Source organism: Halomonas sp. 25-S5 (assembly GCF_029889845.1).
Taxonomy (GTDB): domain Bacteria; phylum Pseudomonadota; class Gammaproteobacteria; order Pseudomonadales; family Halomonadaceae; genus Halomonas.
In genome coordinates this window covers 114,753-132,471 of the sequence record NZ_JARANV010000005.1, presented here as the reverse complement: position 1 = coordinate 132,471, position 17,719 = coordinate 114,753, and the positions used below count along the sequence as shown (strand labels likewise).

Genomic DNA, 17,719 nt, shown 5'->3' with positions numbered 1-17,719 from the left:
GCGCCATGGTGATCCCCCTGGTCCCCGAGCCCGGTGCCGTGATCCGTCTGCCCATTGCCGGCTTCGAGGCCCGGGACGACCACGCCTTCCCGGGTCGCCGGGCGGCGGTGGTCTACCTGCAGGGTTGTCCGCTGCAGTGCGGCTACTGCGAGACGGCGAGCAGCATGGGGCCGGCCCGCCGCGCCGCCCCGGGGGAGTGGCCGGCCATGGAGGCACTGCTCGCCACCCGGCTGGGCGAGATCGATGCCGTGGTCTTCAGCGGCGGCGAGCCCACCCTGCACCCCGACCTGCCCGCCGCCGCCGACGCCTGCCGGTCACTCGGACTGGCGGTGGGCCTGCATACCGCCGGGCCCTACCCGGAGCGCCTGGAGGCGCTGCTGCCGCGGCTCGACTGGGTGGCCCTGGATACCAAGGGGCGCGGTGCCGACTTCGACCGCATCGGCGGCCGGCACGGCATCTGGCAGCACCACGCCCGCAGCCTGTCGCTGCTGCTGGAAAGCGACGTCCCCTTCGAGTGCCGCACCACGCTGCACTGGCGCGACTTCACCCTGGAGGAGCTCGAGCGTCTGGCCATGACCCTGGCCGACTGCGGCGTACGTCGCTACGCTATCCAGCTGGCACGGCGGGAACACTGCCTCGACCCCGGCTACCGGGAAGCGGTGGAGGACGCCCCGCCCCGGGAGGCCCTGGAAACCCTGGCCAGGCGACTCAAGCGCCACTTCGAGCACCTCGAGCTGCGAGGCTGACGCGAACCATCAAGGCGAGCCATCATGTATCTGACCCTGGTCGATCTGCTGCTGGCCACCAGCATCATTCAGTCGCTGGGACTGGCCGTCTTCCTGCTGTTGCCCGAGACGTTCCGGCTGATCAGCAACCGCCTGCTGGCGGCCAGCGTCCTGACCTTCGCCGCCGGGCTCGGTGAGTTCTTTCTCTACTCCACCGGTCTGGCGCTGGAGCACCCGAACCTTGCGTATCTGGGCACCCTGGTCGGCCTGCTGCAGGCGGGCCTGCTCTATATCTATGCGCAATCTCTGATGTATCGCGACTTCCGCCTGCTGCCCCGGCACGCCCTGCACACCCTGCCGTTCTGGGTGATATCCGCGATCTTCCTGGTCGAATACTACCTGCAGCCCACGGAGGTGAAGCTGGAGATTCTTGTCGACCGCGACCACCCAGGGGTCCTCACCTCACCACTGCTGGCGGTGGCCATCCATCTGGTATTTCTCGGCTATCTGTGGGCCACCATCCACGCCCTGACCCGCTTCGGCACCACGGTACGGCAGCTCTTCTCCAACCTGGAGAACAAGCAGCTGGCCTGGTTGCGCACCCTGCTGATCCTGTACGCCATCGCCTGGCTTATCAGCCTCTTCTACTGCCTCTCCGCCCATGTCTACAGGGATCTTGTGAGTGTCACGGCGGTATCTGCCGTCGGTGCCATTTCTGGCTTCCTGTTTATCAACTATCTGCTGATAAACGCCCTCCACCAGCCGAGCATCTTCTCGGGATTGAGCGCCGACGAGGTGCAGCTGGCGGAAAGCGAAGCGCCGGGCCGGGCCGCCCTGATCAGCGCGGAGAACGCCGCGCTGCTGCGCCACCTCGATCGCCACATGGCCGAGGCCCGGCCCTACCTGGACGCCAACCTCAGCGTGGACCAGCTGGCCCGCCAGCTCGGCGTCCCCTCCCGGGAGCTGTCGCGGGCCATCAACGAGGGGCTCGGCAAGAACTTCTTCGAGCTCGTCAGCGACTACCGCATCGCTGAGGCCCGCCGTCAGCTGGAAGCCGCCGAAGCCGGCACCACCATCCTCCAGGTGATGTATGACTCGGGCTTCAACTCCAAGTCGGTCTTCAACACGGCATTCAAGAAAGCCACCGGGATGACCCCCAGCGCCTACCGGGCGCAGCACTCCGCCTAGCCAGCCCTCCCCCCTCCCTCTTTCCGGTTCGACTTTCATCGCCCTGAAGTTCGAACTCTTATCTCATTGATACATAGAGACTTTTCAGCAAGAAAGAAAAGGGTTCGAGAGTGCGCTGACGAACGACCCGGAGGTCTCCGCTCCCTATCATGGTGTCAACGCTGAGCAGCCAGCCCGCTGGCCTGACTCTTCACTTCACCATGACGGAGCAGACGACCATGACGACTTCCACTCTGAAAACCACCACCCTGCGTTCCGACGAGTTCTCCTGCCCCAGCTGTGTCGACAAGATCGAAACCCGGCTCAAGGGGCTCGAGGGCGTCGAGTCCGCCGAGGTGAAATTCGCTTCCGGCCGGGTACTCGTCAGCCACGATCCGGCAAAGGCCTCGGTGCGCGCCCTGGTCGATGCCGTGGCCGAGGTCGGCTTCAACGTCAAGCCTTCGGCCATCTGATCGGAACGCTCGCTCAGGCAGGGGGCACTCCCGCCCCCTGCCAATCGTCCAGGAGAGACTCATGAAACAATGGAAGACCTGGGGCGTGGTCATCGCCTCTGGCCTGTTGATCATCGCGTCCTGGCTCACCGGCTCGGACCTGCTGATGATCGCCGCCGCCGCGGTGGCGGGCTACCGGATTGCCATCTCCGCCTACCAGGCCCTGCGCATCAAGACCATCTCCATCGACCTGCTGGTCATCGTCGCCGCGGTCGGCGCCCTGTTCATTCACAACTACTGGGAATCCGCCGCGGTGACCTTTCTCTTCGCCCTCGGCGGCGCCCTGGAAAGGGCCACCCTCAACAGGACCCGCCAGGCCCTGTCGGACCTGGTGGAGGCCGCCCCCGAAACGGCGACCGTGCTGCGTGACGGGGAGCCGCAAACCGTCGAGGTGTGGGAGCTCGTGCCCGGCGATATCGTCTTGATAAGGAACGGCGAGCAGGTGCCCGTGGATGGCACCGTGGTCTCCGGCCACGGCGGGGTGGATGAGGCCAGCATCACCGGCGAGTCGGTGCCTGCCGAGAAGGCCGAGGGCGTGGAGGTGTTTGCCGGCACCTGGCTGAGATCCGGCGTGCTGCGCGTCAAGGCCGTCGGCATCGGGTCGGACACTGCCCTGGCCAGGATCATCCACCGCGTCGAGGACGCCCAGGATGCCAAGGCCAGGACCCAGACCTTCATGGAGAAGTTCTCCCGATACTACACGCCCGGGGTGATGCTCACTGCGCTGATCATCGGCCTGCTGACGCGCAACGTGGAGCTGGCCCTGACACTGCTGGTCATCGGCTGTCCGGGTGCCCTGGTCATCTCCATACCGGTTTCCATCGTGGCGGGTATCGGCCGCTCGGCCCGGGACGGCGTGCTGATCAAGGGGGGCGAATTCCTGGAAACCGCCGCCCGGGTCAGCGCCGTGGTCATGGACAAGACCGGGACCCTGACCAACGGACGGCCCGAGCTGACCGATGTGGTGGTGCTGGATGACGCCTGGAGCAAGGATCAGGTACTCGCCCTGGCCGCCCGGGCGGAAACCGCCTCGGAACACCCCCTGGCAGAGGCGATCATTCGCGGCGCCGAACAGCACCGGCTGGCCGTGGCGATGGTCGAGCGCGCCGAACCGGTGACCGGCAAGGGTATCCGCGCCGACGTCGATGGCCATACCGTCGCCGTGGGCTCCGCCGACCTGCTCGATCACACCCCCGACAACGAACGCATCCTGGCACTGAATGCCGCCGGCAAGACCGCCATGTTCGTCGGCGTGGACGGCCGCGCCGTGGGGATCGTGGCGGTTGCCGACACCATCCGCGACGACGCCCCGGCCGCCATCCAGGCCCTGCATGACAGCGGCATCAAGGTGGTCATGGCCACCGGTGACGCCCGGCGTGTCGCCGAAAGCGTGGCGACGGAGCTTGGCGTGGACGAAGTGCACGCCGAGCTGCTGCCCGAGGACAAGCTGACGCTGGTCGAGGCGCTGCAGCGCCAGGGACATACCGTGGCCATGGTGGGCGACGGCATTAACGACACCCCGGCGCTCGCCCAGGCCGACATCGGAGTGGCCATGGGCGCCGCCGGCTCACCCGCCGCCATCGAAACCGCCGATATCGCGCTGATGGCCGACCGCCTGCCCCGCCTGCCCTATGCCCTGGGCCTGGCCAGGCGGACGGTGAACACCATGCGACTCAATATCGCCATCGCCCTGCTGACCGTGGCCGTGCTGCTGGCCGGGGTGCTCTTCGGCGGCGTGACCATGGCCATCGGCATGCTGGTTCATGAAGCGTCGGTACTGCTGGTCATCCTCATCGCCATGCTGCTGCTGCGTCCCACCCTCAAGGAGAACAGACAGACAACAACGCAGCACCATGAACCCGCGGATGCCCTGGCGTCATGATCACCGGCAGCATCCTTCCTTACCACCACCAATCCATCCATACCGAGAACGGGAGATTCAAGATGTCGATCAAGCTTTCCACTGCCCTCATCCCCTTTACCCTGGCGGCCGCACTGGCGGTTTCCGGAGCCGGCCTGGCGGCCGATACGGCGGTGCACGACCATGACCATGGCGACGTCCCCTTCGAACTGCAGCTCAACGACGGCGAAAAGTGGGCAATCGACGCCCCGCTGGCTAAGGCCATGGGCGATATCAGCCTGGTGATGCGCGGATCCATCGACACCATCCATGAGGACCAGCTGCCGGCAACGGAGTACGTCCCCCTGGCCGAGCAGATCAATGACAGCGTCGCTTACATGGTGGAGAACTGTGAACTTCCGCCCGCGGCCGACGCCCAGCTGCACATGATCATCGCCCAGCTGGTGACCGGTGCGGACAAGATGGCCGGCAACAATGTCGACGCCACACCCGGGGGGGGAGCGGTTCAAGTGCTGGGGGCACTAGAGGCCTATGAGCGCTATTTCGATGACCCGGACTTTGTCGCTGTCCTTCACTGAGCCACACCCCGGCAACAACGAAATCCGGCGTGCCTTGCACGCCGGATTTTCTGGTTGCTGCCAGTCAGGAAAGGCGACTCACCCGCCGAGCCGATGGCTCAGCCGCACTTCGACCAGCCGCAGCCGGAGTAGCAGGTGGGGCAGCCGTCCATCATGATCAGCTCGCCGTTGCACTCGGGGCAGTGGCCGACCACGGCGTCTCCACTCCCTAATATGGAAGCACAGTCGAGCAGTACCTCGACTGGCCCATCCACGATTTCGGAGCAAGACACCATGACCCTGCCACTTCGCAAACACCTTCTGGCCATCGCTACCACTTCCGCCCTCGCCCTGCCGCTGGCCACCCCCGCATTCGCCCACTGCGATGCCTTGGACGGCCCGGTGATCTCGGAAGCACGACTCGCGCTGGAGTCGGGCGATATCACGCCGGTTCTCAAGTGGATCCCCGCCGACGATGAGGCAGAGCTCGCGTCCATGTTCGACAAGACCCTGGAGGTGCGCGCGCTCGGTGACAATGCCCGGGAGCTGGCTGACCAGCAGTTCTTCGCCAAGTTGGTAGCAACTCACCGCGCCTATGAAGGCGCGCCTTTCACCGGCATCAAGCCGGCCGGTGAGATTGACCCTGCGGTTCAGCTCGCCGACAGGGCGTTGGAAGAGGGCGAGATCGATACCTTGCTGGCTCGCCTCGTCGAGAAGTTCGAACAGGAGACACGCTCGGCCTTCGAGACCACCCTGGCAGCCAGGCAGCGAGCCGGTGATAACCCCGAGCTGGGACGAGAGTTCGTCGATCACTATGTGCACTACGTCCACTATCTGGAGGATGTACACAATGTGATCGCGGGCAACGCCAGTGCTCATGATCACTGAGCGCCAGCCCCCAGAAACGCCACCGCCCCGGGCCACTCTCGTGACCCGGGGCGGTGCGCTCTAACGGCTGACGGCCAGCGGTGCACTCAGCGTTTTTTCAGTTCTCCTTATTTTTCCCTTCCCCATGGCCCATCACGAACGATCAGAGATCATGCAGCGTGACACCGAGCCCCCGCGACCATTCCTGCAGCTTGTTGCGGTGCTCAGTGACGGCGCTCTGCGGTAGCCGGGACATGGGCTCAGGGGAAGACGACGTGGCCTTCACGACGGGCGCTGGCGCAGCCGCCAGGGGCAGCGTGACGCCCAACCCCCTGGACCACTCCTGAAGCTTGTCGTGATGCTCCATGAAGGCGACCTGCGGTATTCGGGGCGTGGTCTCCCAGGAAGCCTGCTCTGCTGCCGCGGGGACGACAACGCCAGCCAGGAGCATTACACCGCTAACGAGACCAATGATATGACGACGGCTCATGATGTTATCCTCCTTCCTCATCGATCGAGGAAGTTTGACTGCCGAGCGGAGGGTTCCACCCGGCTCATCAACAGTCTGGCAAGGCAGGCTTACACGGCGCTGAAAGAACCCAAATATCGATGCATTTTTTCGGCTCGCGCCATGCGCAGTGTCTACCGGATGGAATCGCGACTGCCTATCAGGCCATAGGCTTGCGAACATGCGGGACACTGCCAGCGCCGAGCGCTCCTTGAGCCATGAAGCGACCATAGCAGGTCCATACCGCCGCCCTTAAGGAAGACGTCGTGCATGATGATCAGGTGTCGGGTTTCCATCAGCATACCTTTGACACTTGTCAAGGCTCACGGCGGTAACCGCAGACTCGCCTCGAAACCATCCTTTCGTCCTGACGCAGGGGCGAGGAGCGTCAAGGTGACACCAGCCCCCTCGGCGATCGCCTGGGCGATGGCGAGTCCCAGGCCGGAGCCGCCGGCCCGGGTATTGCCCCGGGTGAAGCGGTCCGTCAGCCGAGCGAGCACCTCCGCCGGAATCACCGGTCCCGCGTTGACCACCCGCAACACGCCTTCGCTCGACAGGGCGACCTCGACGGGCCGATCGTCCTGCCCATGCTTCAGGGCATTTTCGATCAGATTACGCAGCAGAATCGCCAAGGCATCCGGATCGATCGATGAAAGGATTCGCGCTTCCTTGGGCAGTGAAAGTTCGAGGCGCACCGCGGAAACACGGCGAAAGTCGTCGACGACATGAGCGATGATCGGCCGGACGTCCTGGGGTGTTTCGGCCAGGAGGTCACTGCCCTCCGCCTTGGCCAGCTGCATCAGCTTCTCCGACAGCCGCGAAAGCTGGCGCAGCGACGCCTCGATGCGAGCCGCCCGATCCTGCAGCCGCCCCGGCGGCGCTTCATGGCGCAGACGCTGCACCTGGGCCAGGGTCGCCGCCAGGGGCGTGCGCAGCTCATGGGCGCTGTTAGCCGTGAAGCTGCGTTCGGACTCCAGCGCACGGCGCAATCGCTCCAGCAGATGGTTCACCGCCTCGGCGATGGGCACGAGTTCCGCCGGCAGGCGCTTGCCCTCTACCAGCGACAGATCCCCTGCTCCGCGCGCCTCGAGCGCATCACGATACGCTCTGACTCCACTCAAGGCATGACGCACGAACCACCAGATGCCCATCAGGCTCAGGGGAATCAGACCCGCCAAGGGCAAGAGCAGCATCACGATCGCTTGCCCTTTTGCCTGGCGTCGAGAGGCAAGCGGCTCGGCGACCTCGATGAAAAGGGTATCGCTGATCGCGGTGGTGCCGTAGAGCCGATGCGTTGCCGTGCTGCGAAGCCCCGCTTGAGGCGTCTCCGGAAAGGTGGACGGATCGACGTCATGCGATGCGAGCAAGGCGTTGCCGGACGCATCGCGCACCAGATATGTCAGATATTCCTCGTGGACACGCAAGGGGGCGACATACTGCACCAGGTCGAGATTATCCCGATTGACGATCTCGACGACGGCCAGGGACAGGATGCGTTGCGCGGTCTCTTCCAGGGAACTATCGAGGGTCCTGTCGATGGTATGTTCGACGATCAGCGCCGTGACCGTGGTGGCGACCAGCCAGAACAGCGTCACCCCGAGGGTCAAGCCGAGGCCGAGACGACGCTGCAGGCTAATCGGCCGGCTCATCTCCGCCCCAGCCGATAGCCCATGCCACGTACGGTCTCGATGCTGGCATGTCCCAACTTCTTGCGCATGCGGCTGATATGAACCTCTACGGTGTTGCTTTCGATCTCCGCGCCGAAGGCATACAGGTGATCCTCGAGTTGAGCCCGGGACAACAGCGCTCCGGGATGTTGCACGAGCGACTCGAGCAGCGCCCATTCCCGTGCCGTCAGCTCGACGCCGTGTCCGGCCCGGAGCACCGAATGATTGACCAGATCGATCTCCAACTCACCCACGCGGATCAGCGGATTGGGATTGCCACTGTAACGCCGCGCCACGGCGGCGATCCGAGCGGACAGCTCCGACAGGTCAAAGGGCTTGACCAGGTAGTCGTCCGCGCCGGCGTTCAGCCCTTCAATACGGTCAGATATCTGATCCCGTGCGGTCAAGATAATCACCGGCGTGGTATCGCCTGCCTTGCGTCGGCGCCTCAGAAAATCGAGTCCTCGGCCATCGGGCAGCATCAAGTCAAGCAGAATCAGATCGTAGGCGGTCGTCGCGACGCTCGCTTCAGCGTGCTTCAAGCACTGCATCCAGTCCACGGCATGGCCATCTTCGCTGATCTGTTCGCGCACCGCCTCGCCCAGAGAGGGCGCATCCTCGATCAGTAATATGCGCATATCCCATTTTCTCCTGAGGTCACAGACACCCTGAGCCTAACGGGTCTGCCTGACGGCAACCTGAACGGGACCGACTCGCCCATACATCGAAGCAGTCGTATCCACGTCAGATTCCTGTCAGGTGATCCGCTTACAGTGACAACGTGAACATCATCTGGAGAAAACCATGAAAACGCCACTGTTTGTCACCACCACGCTGGCCACCATCCTGGCGAGTGGAATGACCCTAGCCGATGACGACTGTCGTGATCCGGTCGCCGACTGGCAGCCTCGCGACGCCCTGCGCCAGCAGCTCGAGGCCAAGGGCTGGGAGGTACGCCGCATCAAGGTCGATGACGGCTGCTACGAGGTCAAGGGCCTCGATCAGGAGGGCAACGAGGTCGAGGCGGAGTACGCCCCGGCATCGCTGCGCCTGCGCAAGCTGGAAATCGAATACGACTACGACGACAAGGAATACGACCGCTCTGATGACGACGACGACAGCGAAGCTACCAGCCGGCGCTCGGAGTCTCGCACCGGCCCCGACAGCGGCATCGTCAGCGGCAAGCCGTCCGTCCGCATCGAGTGATGCGTTGTTTCATAAGGACACTAGATTGCCCGAGACCAACATGTGACGGAGACAGACGATGAAAAGACTCACCCTTGCTCTTGCCCTCAGCCTTGCCGCCGCCATCGCGCTACCGGCCCTCGCCCAGGCGCGGGAGGTGACCTTCAATACCGAGCTGAAAAACTACGGAGGCGACGGCGCCTATGTGGCGCTCTACCTCACCGATGCCGACGGCCAATACCAGGGCACACTCTGGATCGCCGGAGAGAAGTCGAAATACTACAAGCACCTGCGCGACTGGGCGCGAGGCAGCGGCCAGCGCAGGAGTGAATATGACGGACTGAGCGGTGCCAGCGTCGGCAACGGACGTACCCTGAATATCACCCTGGATCTTGCCGATGAGCTGTTCGACGCGGGGTATGAGGTGCGAGTGGACACCGCCGTCGAGGACCAGCGTGACAATCGTTACGACGTCGTCGCCCCGCTGACCACCGAGGGCGCAGGCAAGCCGGTCTCGGGCCGCGGCTACGTGCAGTCGTTCCGCTACACCTTCTGATTGATCGAGGAGCACAGCTACCATGCTACGCCAGTTTCATTCGCTGCCCGGCCTGATCGCGGCGCTGTTCGTCATCGTTCTCTCGGTGACCGGGGCGATCCTGTCGCTCAACCCGGCGCTCGAGCGGGCGGGGTCCGTAGTTCCCGCCACCGGGCAGATCAGCGTCGCCGAATTGGCAGGCAAGGTGGCGGAGCATTACCCGGGGGTCGATCAGATCGAGCGCACGCCCTCGGGCACCCTGATCGTCTATTACACCCGAGACGGCCAGATGGGGGCCGATCGGGTGGATCCGCGCACCGGGCAATCCATCGCCGCCTATGAACCGTCATCATTCTCGGCCTGGGTGAAGAACCTGCACCGCTCACTGCTGCTCGATATGCCCGGTCGCGCGGTGGCAGGCATCATGGCGCTGGCGATGGTGGTGCTGGCGATCTCCGGTGCGCTGCTGCTGGCCGCTCGCCTGGGTGGATGGCGCCAGCTGCTGCGTCCGGTGCGCGGCACCCTGAGCCAGCGACTGCACATCGAGCTCGGTAGAGCAGCGATGCTCGGCCTGCTTCTGTCGGGGCTGACCGCATCCTACCTCTCCGCCACCACCTTCGGCCTGGCTCCGGAGGGCGTGGCGGCCGAGCCCAAATTCCCGATGGAGGTGAGCGGGGGTCCCCCCGCCGCCGTCGACACCCTGTCGGCCTTGAAGGCAACCGACCTCAACGACCTGCGGGAGTTGGTCTACCCCTATCCGAACGATCCCACGGACATGTACTCACTGAGTACCGATCAAGGCGCCGGTTATATCGACCAGGCCAGCGGCGAGTGGCTCTCCTACCAACCCCATGATGCGACCCACAGGCTCTATGAGTTCATCTATATGCTTCACACCGGCGAAGGTCTCTGGTGGCTTGGCGTCATCCTCGGCCTGGCCTCCCTGACGGTGCCGGTGATGGCCGTGACAGGTCCGATAATCTGGTGGAAGCGCCAGCAGTCGAAACCCAAGCTCGCCGCCAACAGCGGGCCAAACGCCGCGGACAGCATCATCCTCGTCGGCAGCGAAGGCAACACGACCTGGGGCTTCGCCAGGACGCTGCACGACAGCCTGGCGCGGAAGGGCCACCGCGTGCATACCGCTCCCATGAACCAGCTGGCCTCCGGCTATCGCGGCGCGAAACGGCTGTTCATCCTCACTGCGACCTACGGGGATGGCGATGCGCCGGCCTCGGCCAGCCGGTTCCTGGCACGGCTCGAGAAGATGTCCAACACGCCCGACCTCCCGGTTGCCGTGCTGGGCTTCGGTGACCGGCAATTCCCCCGGTTCTGTGGGTTCGCGAAAGAGGTCGAGGCGGCGCTCGCCGCCAAGGGTTGGCCACAGCTGCTGCCGCTCGACACCATCAACCGGCAATCACCGCAGGCGTTCACCCGCTGGGGAGACGCGGTGAGCAAGGCGATCAGTACCGAGCTGACACTGATCCACACCCCCACTCGTCCCCACACCACCACCCTGAAACTCGGCGAGCGGGTGGATTACGGCGCCGACGTGCAGGCTCCCACCGCCGTGTTGCGCTTCAGGGCGCCCGAGAACGGCAGCCAGCCCAGCCTGCTGAACCGTTTGCTGGGGCGAACCGGCCTGCCGCCTTTCGAGGCCGGCGACCTGGTCGGCATCCTGCCGCCGGACAGCCACGTGCCGCGCTTCTATTCGCTGGCTTCCGCCTCGAAGGATGGCACCCTGGAGATCTGCGTGCGTCATCATCCTGGTGGCCTGTGTTCGAGCTTCCTCCATGCGCTGCCGGTAGGCGGTACGATCGAGGCCTTCATCCAGCCCAACCCGGACTTTCGCCCTGCCGCCGGCAAGGCGCCGGTGGTGCTGATCGGCGCGGGCACCGGGATCGGGCCGTTGGTCGGCTTCATCCGTCACAACAGGTCGCGTCACCCCATGCACCTCTATTGGGGCGGCCGTAGTCCACAGTCCGACTTCCTCTATGAACCTGAACTGAACACCTATATGGAGGACAGGCGGCTGACAGAGCTGAATGCCGTCTTCTCCCGCGTCAGCGATAGCGCCTATGTTCAGGACAAGATCTCCGTGGATGCGGCGCAACTACGCCGATTGATCGAGAAGGGCGCACAGATCCTGGTCTGCGGCGGCCGGGATATGGCAGCAAGCGTCATGGCGGCGATGGACGAGGTCATTGCACCGCTTGGCATGGACGTCGCAACGCTCAAGGCCCAGGGGCGCTATCGTGAAGACGTCTATTGACCCCATGCCCCTGAGCCACCATGGCGGCTTGCCCCAACGCAGACGCCCCAGGACGCGCAAGCGACCCGGGGCATCTCCATGGCCATAAGGGCGGGGTCAGCTCGGCCGGCCCGACTTATCCACAGCGCCTTGCTCGAGCTCTCTTATCCACACTTGGACCAGCCGCAGCCGGCGTAACAGGTGGGGCAGCCATCCATCATGATCAGCTCACCGTTGCACTCGGGGCAGTGGCCCACCACGGTGGGGCCGTCACCCTTGGCATGATCGGCATGCTGGGCCTTACGCTCGGCCTGCTCGATCTCCTCGGGGGTGGGCGGCTGCCAGGGATGGCCGCGGGCCAGGTGCTGGGCAATCACCAGCCTCAAGCCAAAGTGACAGTTTCGAAGTAGAAGTGAATATTGTCGTGGTTCACAGAGACGTTTAAGGCTGGTGTCAGATTAAAGCTGCAGAATTCAAACAAACTCAAACCGGAGTTTGTTTGTGCCTAACATACGTACCTTTATCATCCTTTGCCTGCTTTTGGCGACTCAGATCAGCTTCTGGGGCCCGGGGCTGAGCTATGAGCAGTTACTGACGCTCAGTGGATACCTTGCCATCAATTTCATGTCCATCACCATGGTGCTGGCTACCCGGCCTGGATGGCTGGAATCGCCGCTGGGTGGTCTGGACAGTATGTATCAGCTGCATAAATGGACCGGCATTCTGGCCGTAATTTTTGCGCTGACACACTGGCTGATCGAAATGGCGGATGATGGTCTCGAAGCGCTGTTTGGCTCGGATCGGAGCTTGCAGGAAGCACACTTTTCGGGCCTGCTGGGCAGCCTTCAGGATGGTGCTGAAGACTTGGGCGAACCCGGCCTGTATCTGTTGCTGTTTCTGGTTGTCATTACCCTGACCCGGTGGGTGCCCTACTATTACTGGCGTTACTTGCACCGGGTGATGCCACTGATTTATCTGGCACTGGCCGCCCATGCAGTGTTGTTGGCTCCTCTGAAGTGGTGGCAACAACCCACCGGCTGGCTGATGACACTGTTGGTTGTGGGTGGTGCCGTCGCAAGCCTGCAATCGCTGACCGGGCAAATCGGGAGGAGTCGCCGCTACAAAGGGCTGGTTAAGGCCGTCAAGCAGACATCAGCCAACATCACGGAAGTCGTCTGTGAGATGGGCAAGCGGTGGCCAGGGCATCAAGCCGGACAATTCGCCCTGGTGACCTTCGACCGGATTGAAGGGGCGCATCCTTTCAGCCTGTCCAGTGCTGACAACGACAGCGGACAGCTCAGTTTTCACATCAAGGCACTGGGAGACTACACCCGCAAGCTCCCGCAGCAGCTAAGCAGTGGCCAGGCAGTTACGCTCGAAGGCCCTTATGGTCGCTTTGGCCCCGACAGCGGCAGAAAAAACGCCCAGCAGATCTGGGTGGCCGGTGGCATAGGTATCACACCGTTTCTGGCTGCGCTGGAAAACCGCCTGATCAAGACCGAACCAAAACATTCAGCGGTCACACTTCATTACTGCACTGCCGGCGCCATGGATGACCCAATGGTGACGCGTCTGCAACAACTGACGGACCAACTTCCGGACATATTGCTGCACATCCACGACAGCCAACAGGGGCAGCGATTGACTGCAAATCAACTGCAAATCCATGACCGCAGAGTGGATATCTGGTTTTGCGGACCGCAGGGCCTGGCCAAAGCCTTGCGAAGCGGCCTAAAGCAACGGTCAATTTCTTTACGCTTTCATCAGGAAAGTTTCCAGTTCCGCTGAATGAGTAGTGAAGCGGACCCTCTTATCCACACTTGGACCAGCCGCAGCCGGCATAACAGGTGGGGCAGCCATCCATCATGATCAGCTCGCCGTTGCACTCGGGGCAGTGGCCGACCACGGTGGGGCCGTCGCCCTTGGCATGGGAGGCCTCCTGAGCCTTGCGCTCGGCCTGCTCGATCTCATCCGGGGTGGGTGGCTGCCAGGGGTGTCCGCTGGCCAGGCGCTGGGCATAGCGGCTGACCAGCTTCTCCACCGGCACCTGGTTGCCATCCTGGTCGAGGAAGCCACGGCGGTAAAGGATCTGCTGGATCGACCAGGCGATGGCCGCGACCTCGGAGTCATGGAACATCGGCTTGCCCCAGCGGTTCATACCGCAGCGCACCAGGCCCTTGTCCCAGGCCACCTTGCGCAGGTCGGCCACCGCCTGGGTGACGTAGCCGCCGCGGGCGGCCAGCGACAGGCTGCGCATGGTGGCGGTGATCCACTGGTGCTCGCTGGAGAGCTGGCCGGAGGGGAAGAAGAACTCCACCGGACGCTCGATCACCACCCGCTTGCCGCCCAGCACGCCCTCCACCGGCATGAACGACACCAGCAGGTAGACCTTCTTGCGCCCCTCGGCGCCGACGTAGGAGATCTTCTCCGACACGGCCTCCAGAGTGCCCTCGGGGCGCGAGGGAATGCGCACCGTGAGCGGGTTCTCCTCGGCCAGGGGCGGCTCCTCCACCGCCTTCTTGACGCTGTAGGACACGATCTTGGAATTGATCTCGACGGCCATCAGGCGGCTCCTCCGGAAAGTTGTTGATTGGCGCTGGGCATCCATCGCTCGGGGCTGATCCGGCAAGTGCCGTTACTACCATTTGCCATAGGTGCCTTCCTTGAGCCCGTCATAGAGGTTCGCCGCGTTGTGCTCCTCGCCGTCGTAGATGACCTTCTCGTCGCCGGCCAGCTCCACGGTCTCGCCGTTCTCCAGCTCGAAGACGTAGGTGGTGTTCTTGAGGTCGTCCTCGCGTACCAGCACGCCCTGGAAGGCTTCCGGGTTGAAGCGGAAGGTGGTGCAGCCCTTGAGCTTGCTGGTGTAGGCGTCGAGGTAGAGGTCCTTGAACTCATCAAAGGCGAACTCGGTGGGCACGTTCACCGTCTTGGAGATGGCCGAGTCGACCCACCCCTGGGCCGCCGCCTGCACCGCCACGTGCTGCTTGGGGCTCACCGCGTCGGCGGTGATGAAGTAGTCGGGCAGGTCGCTCTCCACGGCGTCGGCGGCGATAAAGTGGCGATAGGCCGCCAGCTCGAAGGAGACCACCTCGACCTGCTCCTTGGTCTTCTTGCCCGACTGGATGACGTTGCGGAAATAGCGGTGCGAGAAGGACGGCTCGATGCCGTTGGAGGCATTGTTGCCCAGCGACAGCGAGATGGTGCCGGTGGGCGCGATCGAGCTGTGGTGGGTGAAGCGCGCACCGTGCTCAGCGAGCTGAGACACCAGCTCCGGTTCTACCTCGGCGACCTTCTGCATGTAGCGGCTGTAGCGAGCGTGCAGGATGCGGCCGGGCACCTTGTCACCCACCTCGTAGCCGTCCTGCTTGAGCTCGGGGCGCTCGCGCATCATCCGCGGGGTGATCGCGTAGTCCTCGGCCAGTGCCGGCGCCACGCCCTTCTCGCGGGCAAGCTCCAGCGCCTGCTTCCAGCCCTCCAAGGCCAGGTTGCGGCTCACCTCTTCGGTAAAGGCCAGTGACTCCGGCGAGCCGTAGGGAATCTTGAGCATCGTCAGGGTCGAGCCCAGGCCCAAAAAGCCCATGCCGTGGCGGCGCTTGGCCTCGATCTCGCGGCGCTGGCCGGGCAGCGGCAGGCTGCTGATCTCCACCACGTTGTCGAGCATGCGGGTGAAGATCGCCACCACCTGACGGTAGCGCTCCCAATCGAAGCGCGGCTTTTTGCCGAAAGGGTCGATGACGAAGCGGGTCAGGTTCACCGAGCCGAGCAGGCAGGCGCCCTCGGGCGGCAATGGTTGCTCACCACAATTATGAGCATGAAAAGCGTTAGCATCAAAAGTATTAATGCCGGGTACCTGGACATCATAAACCTCTTCGACACCCGCATCTTCATGACCCACGACCCGGGCAACGAAACGCTCTCTATTTAGTTGGCGCTGGTACCCGTCCAGCAAGGTGTCAAGGTGATCCTGCTTGTCACTGTCCCCGAAGCCAATACGCGCAGAAAAACGCTCAAGGTTGGCACCACTGATCACCAACTCGTGCTGAGGTAGCGTCTCGTATCCGCGATGACCGCCCTTGCCATCGGGCAGGTCGCGCTTGGCGGCATTGCGCCTGTCCTGATAAAGCATGGAGATGATGCCGAAACGCTGCAACATGCGCTGTACGGCTTCGAGGCGAGGCAGGTCAGACTGCGCCAGACGCACACTGACGCCTTTCACTTGACTCCCCTGAACAGAACCATCCGCATCAAAGAAGCCACGCAGGAAACCGACATAACCGCTCGAGGACGCCTGCTCTAGCTCAGGTGTGATCGCCTTGTTACCAGGCTGCATCCCCATCTCGCGCGCCAGATTTCGCAGTGAGGCCGTGGACAGACGGTACTCGTCGCGACCACTGACCTTCTGCCAGCCTGAGAAGTCTGCACGATGCGGCAGGCTCCTGGCCGCCTTTTCTGCCAGGGCCATGACGGCACGCACACCCTCGTTCATTGCACCGTCGCTGCCATTGGCCACGGCGGCCTGTGGCCAAACAGAAAGGATGGCCTTGTCGTCCTTGAGCGTGCCATCGCCGACCAGCAGTCCCAGGAGGTAGCCCTTGGCCTCATCGAGCTTGCCGTCCCAATCTGAGGCATCACGATGGTCGTTGAGCAACACCCGATCACCTGCCTGGAGTTCTCCCGCGGCACACCATTCTGTCTCGGTGCGATAACGCGTAAAGGCCGATACCCGCCGGACGCGATGATCAGCAGTCAGCTTGAGGTTGTAGCCTTCGGCCGTGTACAGCCGAATCACCGGCTTGGTCGCAGTCTGGAAGAACCCCTCCGGCCCGCTGGGGTAGGCCTTGCCATCGATCACGGCGTCAAAGGAGCGGCCAATAAGCTGCGCAACCTGGCGCGGTCCTTCCGTGGTCTGCACCCACGTATCCGCTGTCACGCAGGGGTTGGTGGCGCGGATCTCCTCGCAGAACCAGTTGTTGTTCATGCGGTTGACCTGGTCGATCAGGATGAAGCCCGGCTCGGCGAAGTCGTAGGTCGAGGCCATGATGGTGTCCCACAGCTCGCGGGCCTTGATCACCTCGACGATCCGACAGGCCACACGCCCCTCGTCATCAACGGTATAGCCCTCCTCGATCACCGGCCAGTCGCGGTAGATCAGCTCGCTCGCCTCGACATCGTCCTTCTCGCCCTCGTGGAGCGGGAAGGCCAGCGGCCAGTCGGCATCGTGCTTGACCGCCTCCATGAACTCGTCGGTGATCAGCAGGCTGAGGTTGAACTGGCGCAGCCGGCCCGCCTCGCGCTTGGCCTCGATGAACTGACGGACGTCGGGATGGCCGACGTCGAAGGTGCCCATCTGGGCGCCACGGCGCCCGCCCGCCGAGGCCACCGTGAAGCACATCTTGTCGTAGATATCCATGAACGCCAGCGGGCCGTTGGTGCCGGCGCCGGCGCCGAACACGAAGGCCCCCTTGTGGCGAAGGGTGGAAAATTCGTAGCCGATGCCGCAGCCCGCCTTGAGGGTCATGCCGGCATCCACCACCGAGTCGAGGATGTCCTGCATGGAGTCGCGGATGGTGCGCGAGACGGTGCAGTTGATCAGGCTCACCGCCGGCTTGTAGGCCTCGGCGCCGGCATTGGACATGATCCGCCCGGCCGGGATGGCCCCATTCTCCAGCGCCCAGCGGAACTTCGGCAGCCACGCCTCGGCCTTGTCGCCCTCCACGGCCGCCAGGGCCCGTGCCACGCGATCCCAGGTGGCGGTGACGTCCTTGTCCACGGGATGGCCGTGACGATCCTTGAGGCGATACTTGGCGTCCCAGATGTCGCGGGACGGCACCTGCAGCGGCACCTCGTTGGAGGTCTTGACGGCCTTGGTGGAAGTGCTCATTCAGAT

Annotated in this window: 15 protein-coding genes and 2 pseudogenes; 10 read left to right on the top strand and 7 right to left on the bottom strand. The window is 63.8% G+C overall.

Going from position 1 to position 17,719, the window contains the following annotated elements; translation table 11 throughout:
• Positions 1 to 5: 5 nt before the first annotated feature.
• The 5 genes from OP498_RS05965 to OP498_RS05945 all read left to right on the top strand — a co-directional run bounded on the left by OP498_RS05965 (position 6) and on the right by OP498_RS05945 (position 4,843).
• Complete coding sequence (locus tag OP498_RS05965) at positions 6 to 746, top strand: anaerobic ribonucleoside-triphosphate reductase activating protein (RefSeq protein ID WP_280552937.1); 741 nt, start codon at positions 6 to 8, stop codon at positions 744 to 746.
• Between the two features lie 24 nt (positions 747 to 770).
• Complete coding sequence (locus tag OP498_RS05960; RefSeq protein WP_280552936.1) at positions 771 to 1,913, top strand: AraC family transcriptional regulator; 1,143 nt, start codon at positions 771 to 773, stop codon at positions 1,911 to 1,913.
• 218 nt (positions 1,914 to 2,131) lie between these two features.
• Positions 2,132 to 2,365: a heavy-metal-associated domain-containing protein gene (locus OP498_RS05955; protein WP_169956356.1), complete on the top strand. Its 234-nt coding sequence runs from the start codon at positions 2,132 to 2,134 to the stop codon at positions 2,363 to 2,365.
• Between the two features lie 61 nt (positions 2,366 to 2,426).
• The gene (locus OP498_RS05950; protein ID WP_280552935.1) at positions 2,427 to 4,286 is read left to right on the top strand and encodes a cation-translocating P-type ATPase; all 1,860 of its coding nucleotides are present in this window, start codon (positions 2,427 to 2,429) and stop codon (positions 4,284 to 4,286) included.
• 62 nt (positions 4,287 to 4,348) lie between these two features.
• A complete protein-coding gene (locus OP498_RS05945) occupies positions 4,349 to 4,843 on the top strand; it encodes a hypothetical protein (protein ID WP_280552934.1) in 495 nt (164 codons plus the stop codon).
• Between the two features lie 98 nt (positions 4,844 to 4,941).
• Here the strand turns inward: OP498_RS05945 and OP498_RS05940 are convergent.
• Positions 4,942 to 5,052 (bottom strand): annotated as a pseudogene (locus OP498_RS05940) (ribonucleoside-diphosphate reductase); the annotation flags it as partial.
• A gap of 64 nt (positions 5,053 to 5,116) precedes the next feature.
• Here OP498_RS05940 and OP498_RS05935 point away from each other — a divergent pair.
• The gene (locus OP498_RS05935) at positions 5,117 to 5,710 is read left to right on the top strand and encodes a DUF6448 family protein (RefSeq protein WP_280552933.1); all 594 of its coding nucleotides are present in this window, start codon (positions 5,117 to 5,119) and stop codon (positions 5,708 to 5,710) included.
• A gap of 142 nt (positions 5,711 to 5,852) precedes the next feature.
• Here OP498_RS05935 and OP498_RS05930 read toward each other — a convergent pair whose 3' ends face one another.
• From OP498_RS05930 to OP498_RS05920, 3 genes are all read right to left on the bottom strand, one after another.
• Positions 5,853 to 6,179, bottom strand: coding sequence for a hypothetical protein (locus OP498_RS05930; RefSeq protein ID WP_169956375.1), 327 nt, complete (start codon positions 6,177 to 6,179; stop codon positions 5,853 to 5,855).
• A gap of 341 nt (positions 6,180 to 6,520) precedes the next feature.
• Positions 6,521 to 7,846 carry a HAMP domain-containing sensor histidine kinase gene (locus OP498_RS05925; RefSeq protein WP_280552932.1) on the bottom strand — a complete coding sequence of 442 codons (1,326 nt, stop codon included), beginning with the start codon at positions 7,844 to 7,846 and terminating at the stop codon, positions 6,521 to 6,523.
• Complete coding sequence (locus OP498_RS05920) at positions 7,843 to 8,502, bottom strand: response regulator transcription factor (protein ID WP_169956371.1); 660 nt, start codon at positions 8,500 to 8,502, stop codon at positions 7,843 to 7,845. The genes OP498_RS05925 and OP498_RS05920 overlap by 4 nt, the downstream gene beginning before the upstream one ends.
• Positions 8,503 to 8,668: 166 nt before the next feature.
• Here OP498_RS05920 and OP498_RS05915 point away from each other — a divergent pair, with 166 nt between their 5' ends.
• Genes OP498_RS05915 through OP498_RS05905 form a run of 3 tightly spaced genes read left to right on the top strand, consistent with a single transcriptional unit; the run spans position 8,669 to position 11,853 of the window.
• Positions 8,669 to 9,070 carry a PepSY domain-containing protein gene (locus OP498_RS05915; protein WP_280552931.1) on the top strand — a complete coding sequence of 134 codons (402 nt, stop codon included), beginning with the start codon at positions 8,669 to 8,671 and terminating at the stop codon, positions 9,068 to 9,070.
• Between the two features lie 58 nt (positions 9,071 to 9,128).
• A complete protein-coding gene (locus OP498_RS05910) occupies positions 9,129 to 9,605 on the top strand; it encodes a DUF2271 domain-containing protein (RefSeq protein WP_280552930.1) in 477 nt (158 codons plus the stop codon).
• A 22-nt stretch (positions 9,606 to 9,627) separates the two neighbouring features.
• On the top strand, positions 9,628 to 11,853 hold the full coding sequence (locus OP498_RS05905; protein ID WP_280552929.1) for a PepSY domain-containing protein: 2,226 nt from the start codon (positions 9,628 to 9,630) through the stop codon (positions 11,851 to 11,853).
• A 143-nt stretch (positions 11,854 to 11,996) separates the two neighbouring features.
• On the opposite strand, the pseudogene OP498_RS05900 reads toward OP498_RS05905, so the two are convergent.
• Positions 11,997 to 12,110 (bottom strand): annotated as a pseudogene (locus OP498_RS05900) (ribonucleoside-diphosphate reductase); the annotation flags it as partial.
• A 223-nt stretch (positions 12,111 to 12,333) separates the two neighbouring features.
• Here OP498_RS05900 and OP498_RS05895 point away from each other — a divergent pair.
• A complete protein-coding gene (locus OP498_RS05895; RefSeq protein WP_280552928.1) occupies positions 12,334 to 13,620 on the top strand; it encodes a ferric reductase-like transmembrane domain-containing protein in 1,287 nt (428 codons plus the stop codon).
• A 22-nt stretch (positions 13,621 to 13,642) separates the two neighbouring features.
• Here the strand turns inward: OP498_RS05895 and OP498_RS05890 are convergent, their stop codons facing one another.
• Together OP498_RS05890 and OP498_RS05885 are read right to left on the bottom strand one after the other, a co-directional pair.
• A complete protein-coding gene (locus OP498_RS05890) occupies positions 13,643 to 14,395 on the bottom strand; it encodes a ribonucleoside-diphosphate reductase (protein ID WP_280552927.1) in 753 nt (250 codons plus the stop codon).
• A gap of 75 nt (positions 14,396 to 14,470) precedes the next feature.
• Complete coding sequence (locus OP498_RS05885) at positions 14,471 to 17,713, bottom strand: LAGLIDADG family homing endonuclease (protein WP_280546886.1); 3,243 nt, start codon at positions 17,711 to 17,713, stop codon at positions 14,471 to 14,473.
• Between the last annotated feature and the right edge of the window lie 6 nt (positions 17,714 to 17,719).

Bases quoted from the DNA above. Each gene is read 5' to 3' on its own strand.
- OP498_RS05945 (WP_280552934.1), top strand. From the start codon at position 4,349: ATGTCGATCAAGCTTTCCACTGCCCTCATCCCCTTTACCCTGGCGGCC.
- OP498_RS05965 (WP_280552937.1), top strand. From the start codon at position 6: ATGGTGATCCCCCTGGTCCCCGAGCCCGGTGCCGTGATCCGTCTGCCC.
- OP498_RS05960 (WP_280552936.1), top strand. From the start codon at position 771: ATGTATCTGACCCTGGTCGATCTGCTGCTGGCCACCAGCATCATTCAG.
- OP498_RS05915 (WP_280552931.1), top strand. From the start codon at position 8,669: ATGAAAACGCCACTGTTTGTCACCACCACGCTGGCCACCATCCTGGCG.
- OP498_RS05905 (WP_280552929.1), top strand. From the start codon at position 9,628: ATGCTACGCCAGTTTCATTCGCTGCCCGGCCTGATCGCGGCGCTGTTC.
- OP498_RS05935 (WP_280552933.1), top strand. From the start codon at position 5,117: ATGACCCTGCCACTTCGCAAACACCTTCTGGCCATCGCTACCACTTCC.
- OP498_RS05920 (WP_169956371.1), bottom strand. From the start codon at position 8,502: ATGCGCATATTACTGATCGAGGATGCGCCCTCTCTGGGCGAGGCGGTG.
- OP498_RS05950 (WP_280552935.1), top strand. From the start codon at position 2,427: ATGAAACAATGGAAGACCTGGGGCGTGGTCATCGCCTCTGGCCTGTTG.
- OP498_RS05910 (WP_280552930.1), top strand. From the start codon at position 9,129: ATGAAAAGACTCACCCTTGCTCTTGCCCTCAGCCTTGCCGCCGCCATC.
- OP498_RS05955 (WP_169956356.1), top strand. From the start codon at position 2,132: ATGACGACTTCCACTCTGAAAACCACCACCCTGCGTTCCGACGAGTTC.
- OP498_RS05890 (WP_280552927.1), bottom strand. From the start codon at position 14,395: ATGGCCGTCGAGATCAATTCCAAGATCGTGTCCTACAGCGTCAAGAAG.
- OP498_RS05925 (WP_280552932.1), bottom strand. From the start codon at position 7,846: ATGAGCCGGCCGATTAGCCTGCAGCGTCGTCTCGGCCTCGGCTTGACC.
- OP498_RS05930 (WP_169956375.1), bottom strand. From the start codon at position 6,179: ATGAGCCGTCGTCATATCATTGGTCTCGTTAGCGGTGTAATGCTCCTG.
- OP498_RS05885 (WP_280546886.1), bottom strand. From the start codon at position 17,713: ATGAGCACTTCCACCAAGGCCGTCAAGACCTCCAACGAGGTGCCGCTG.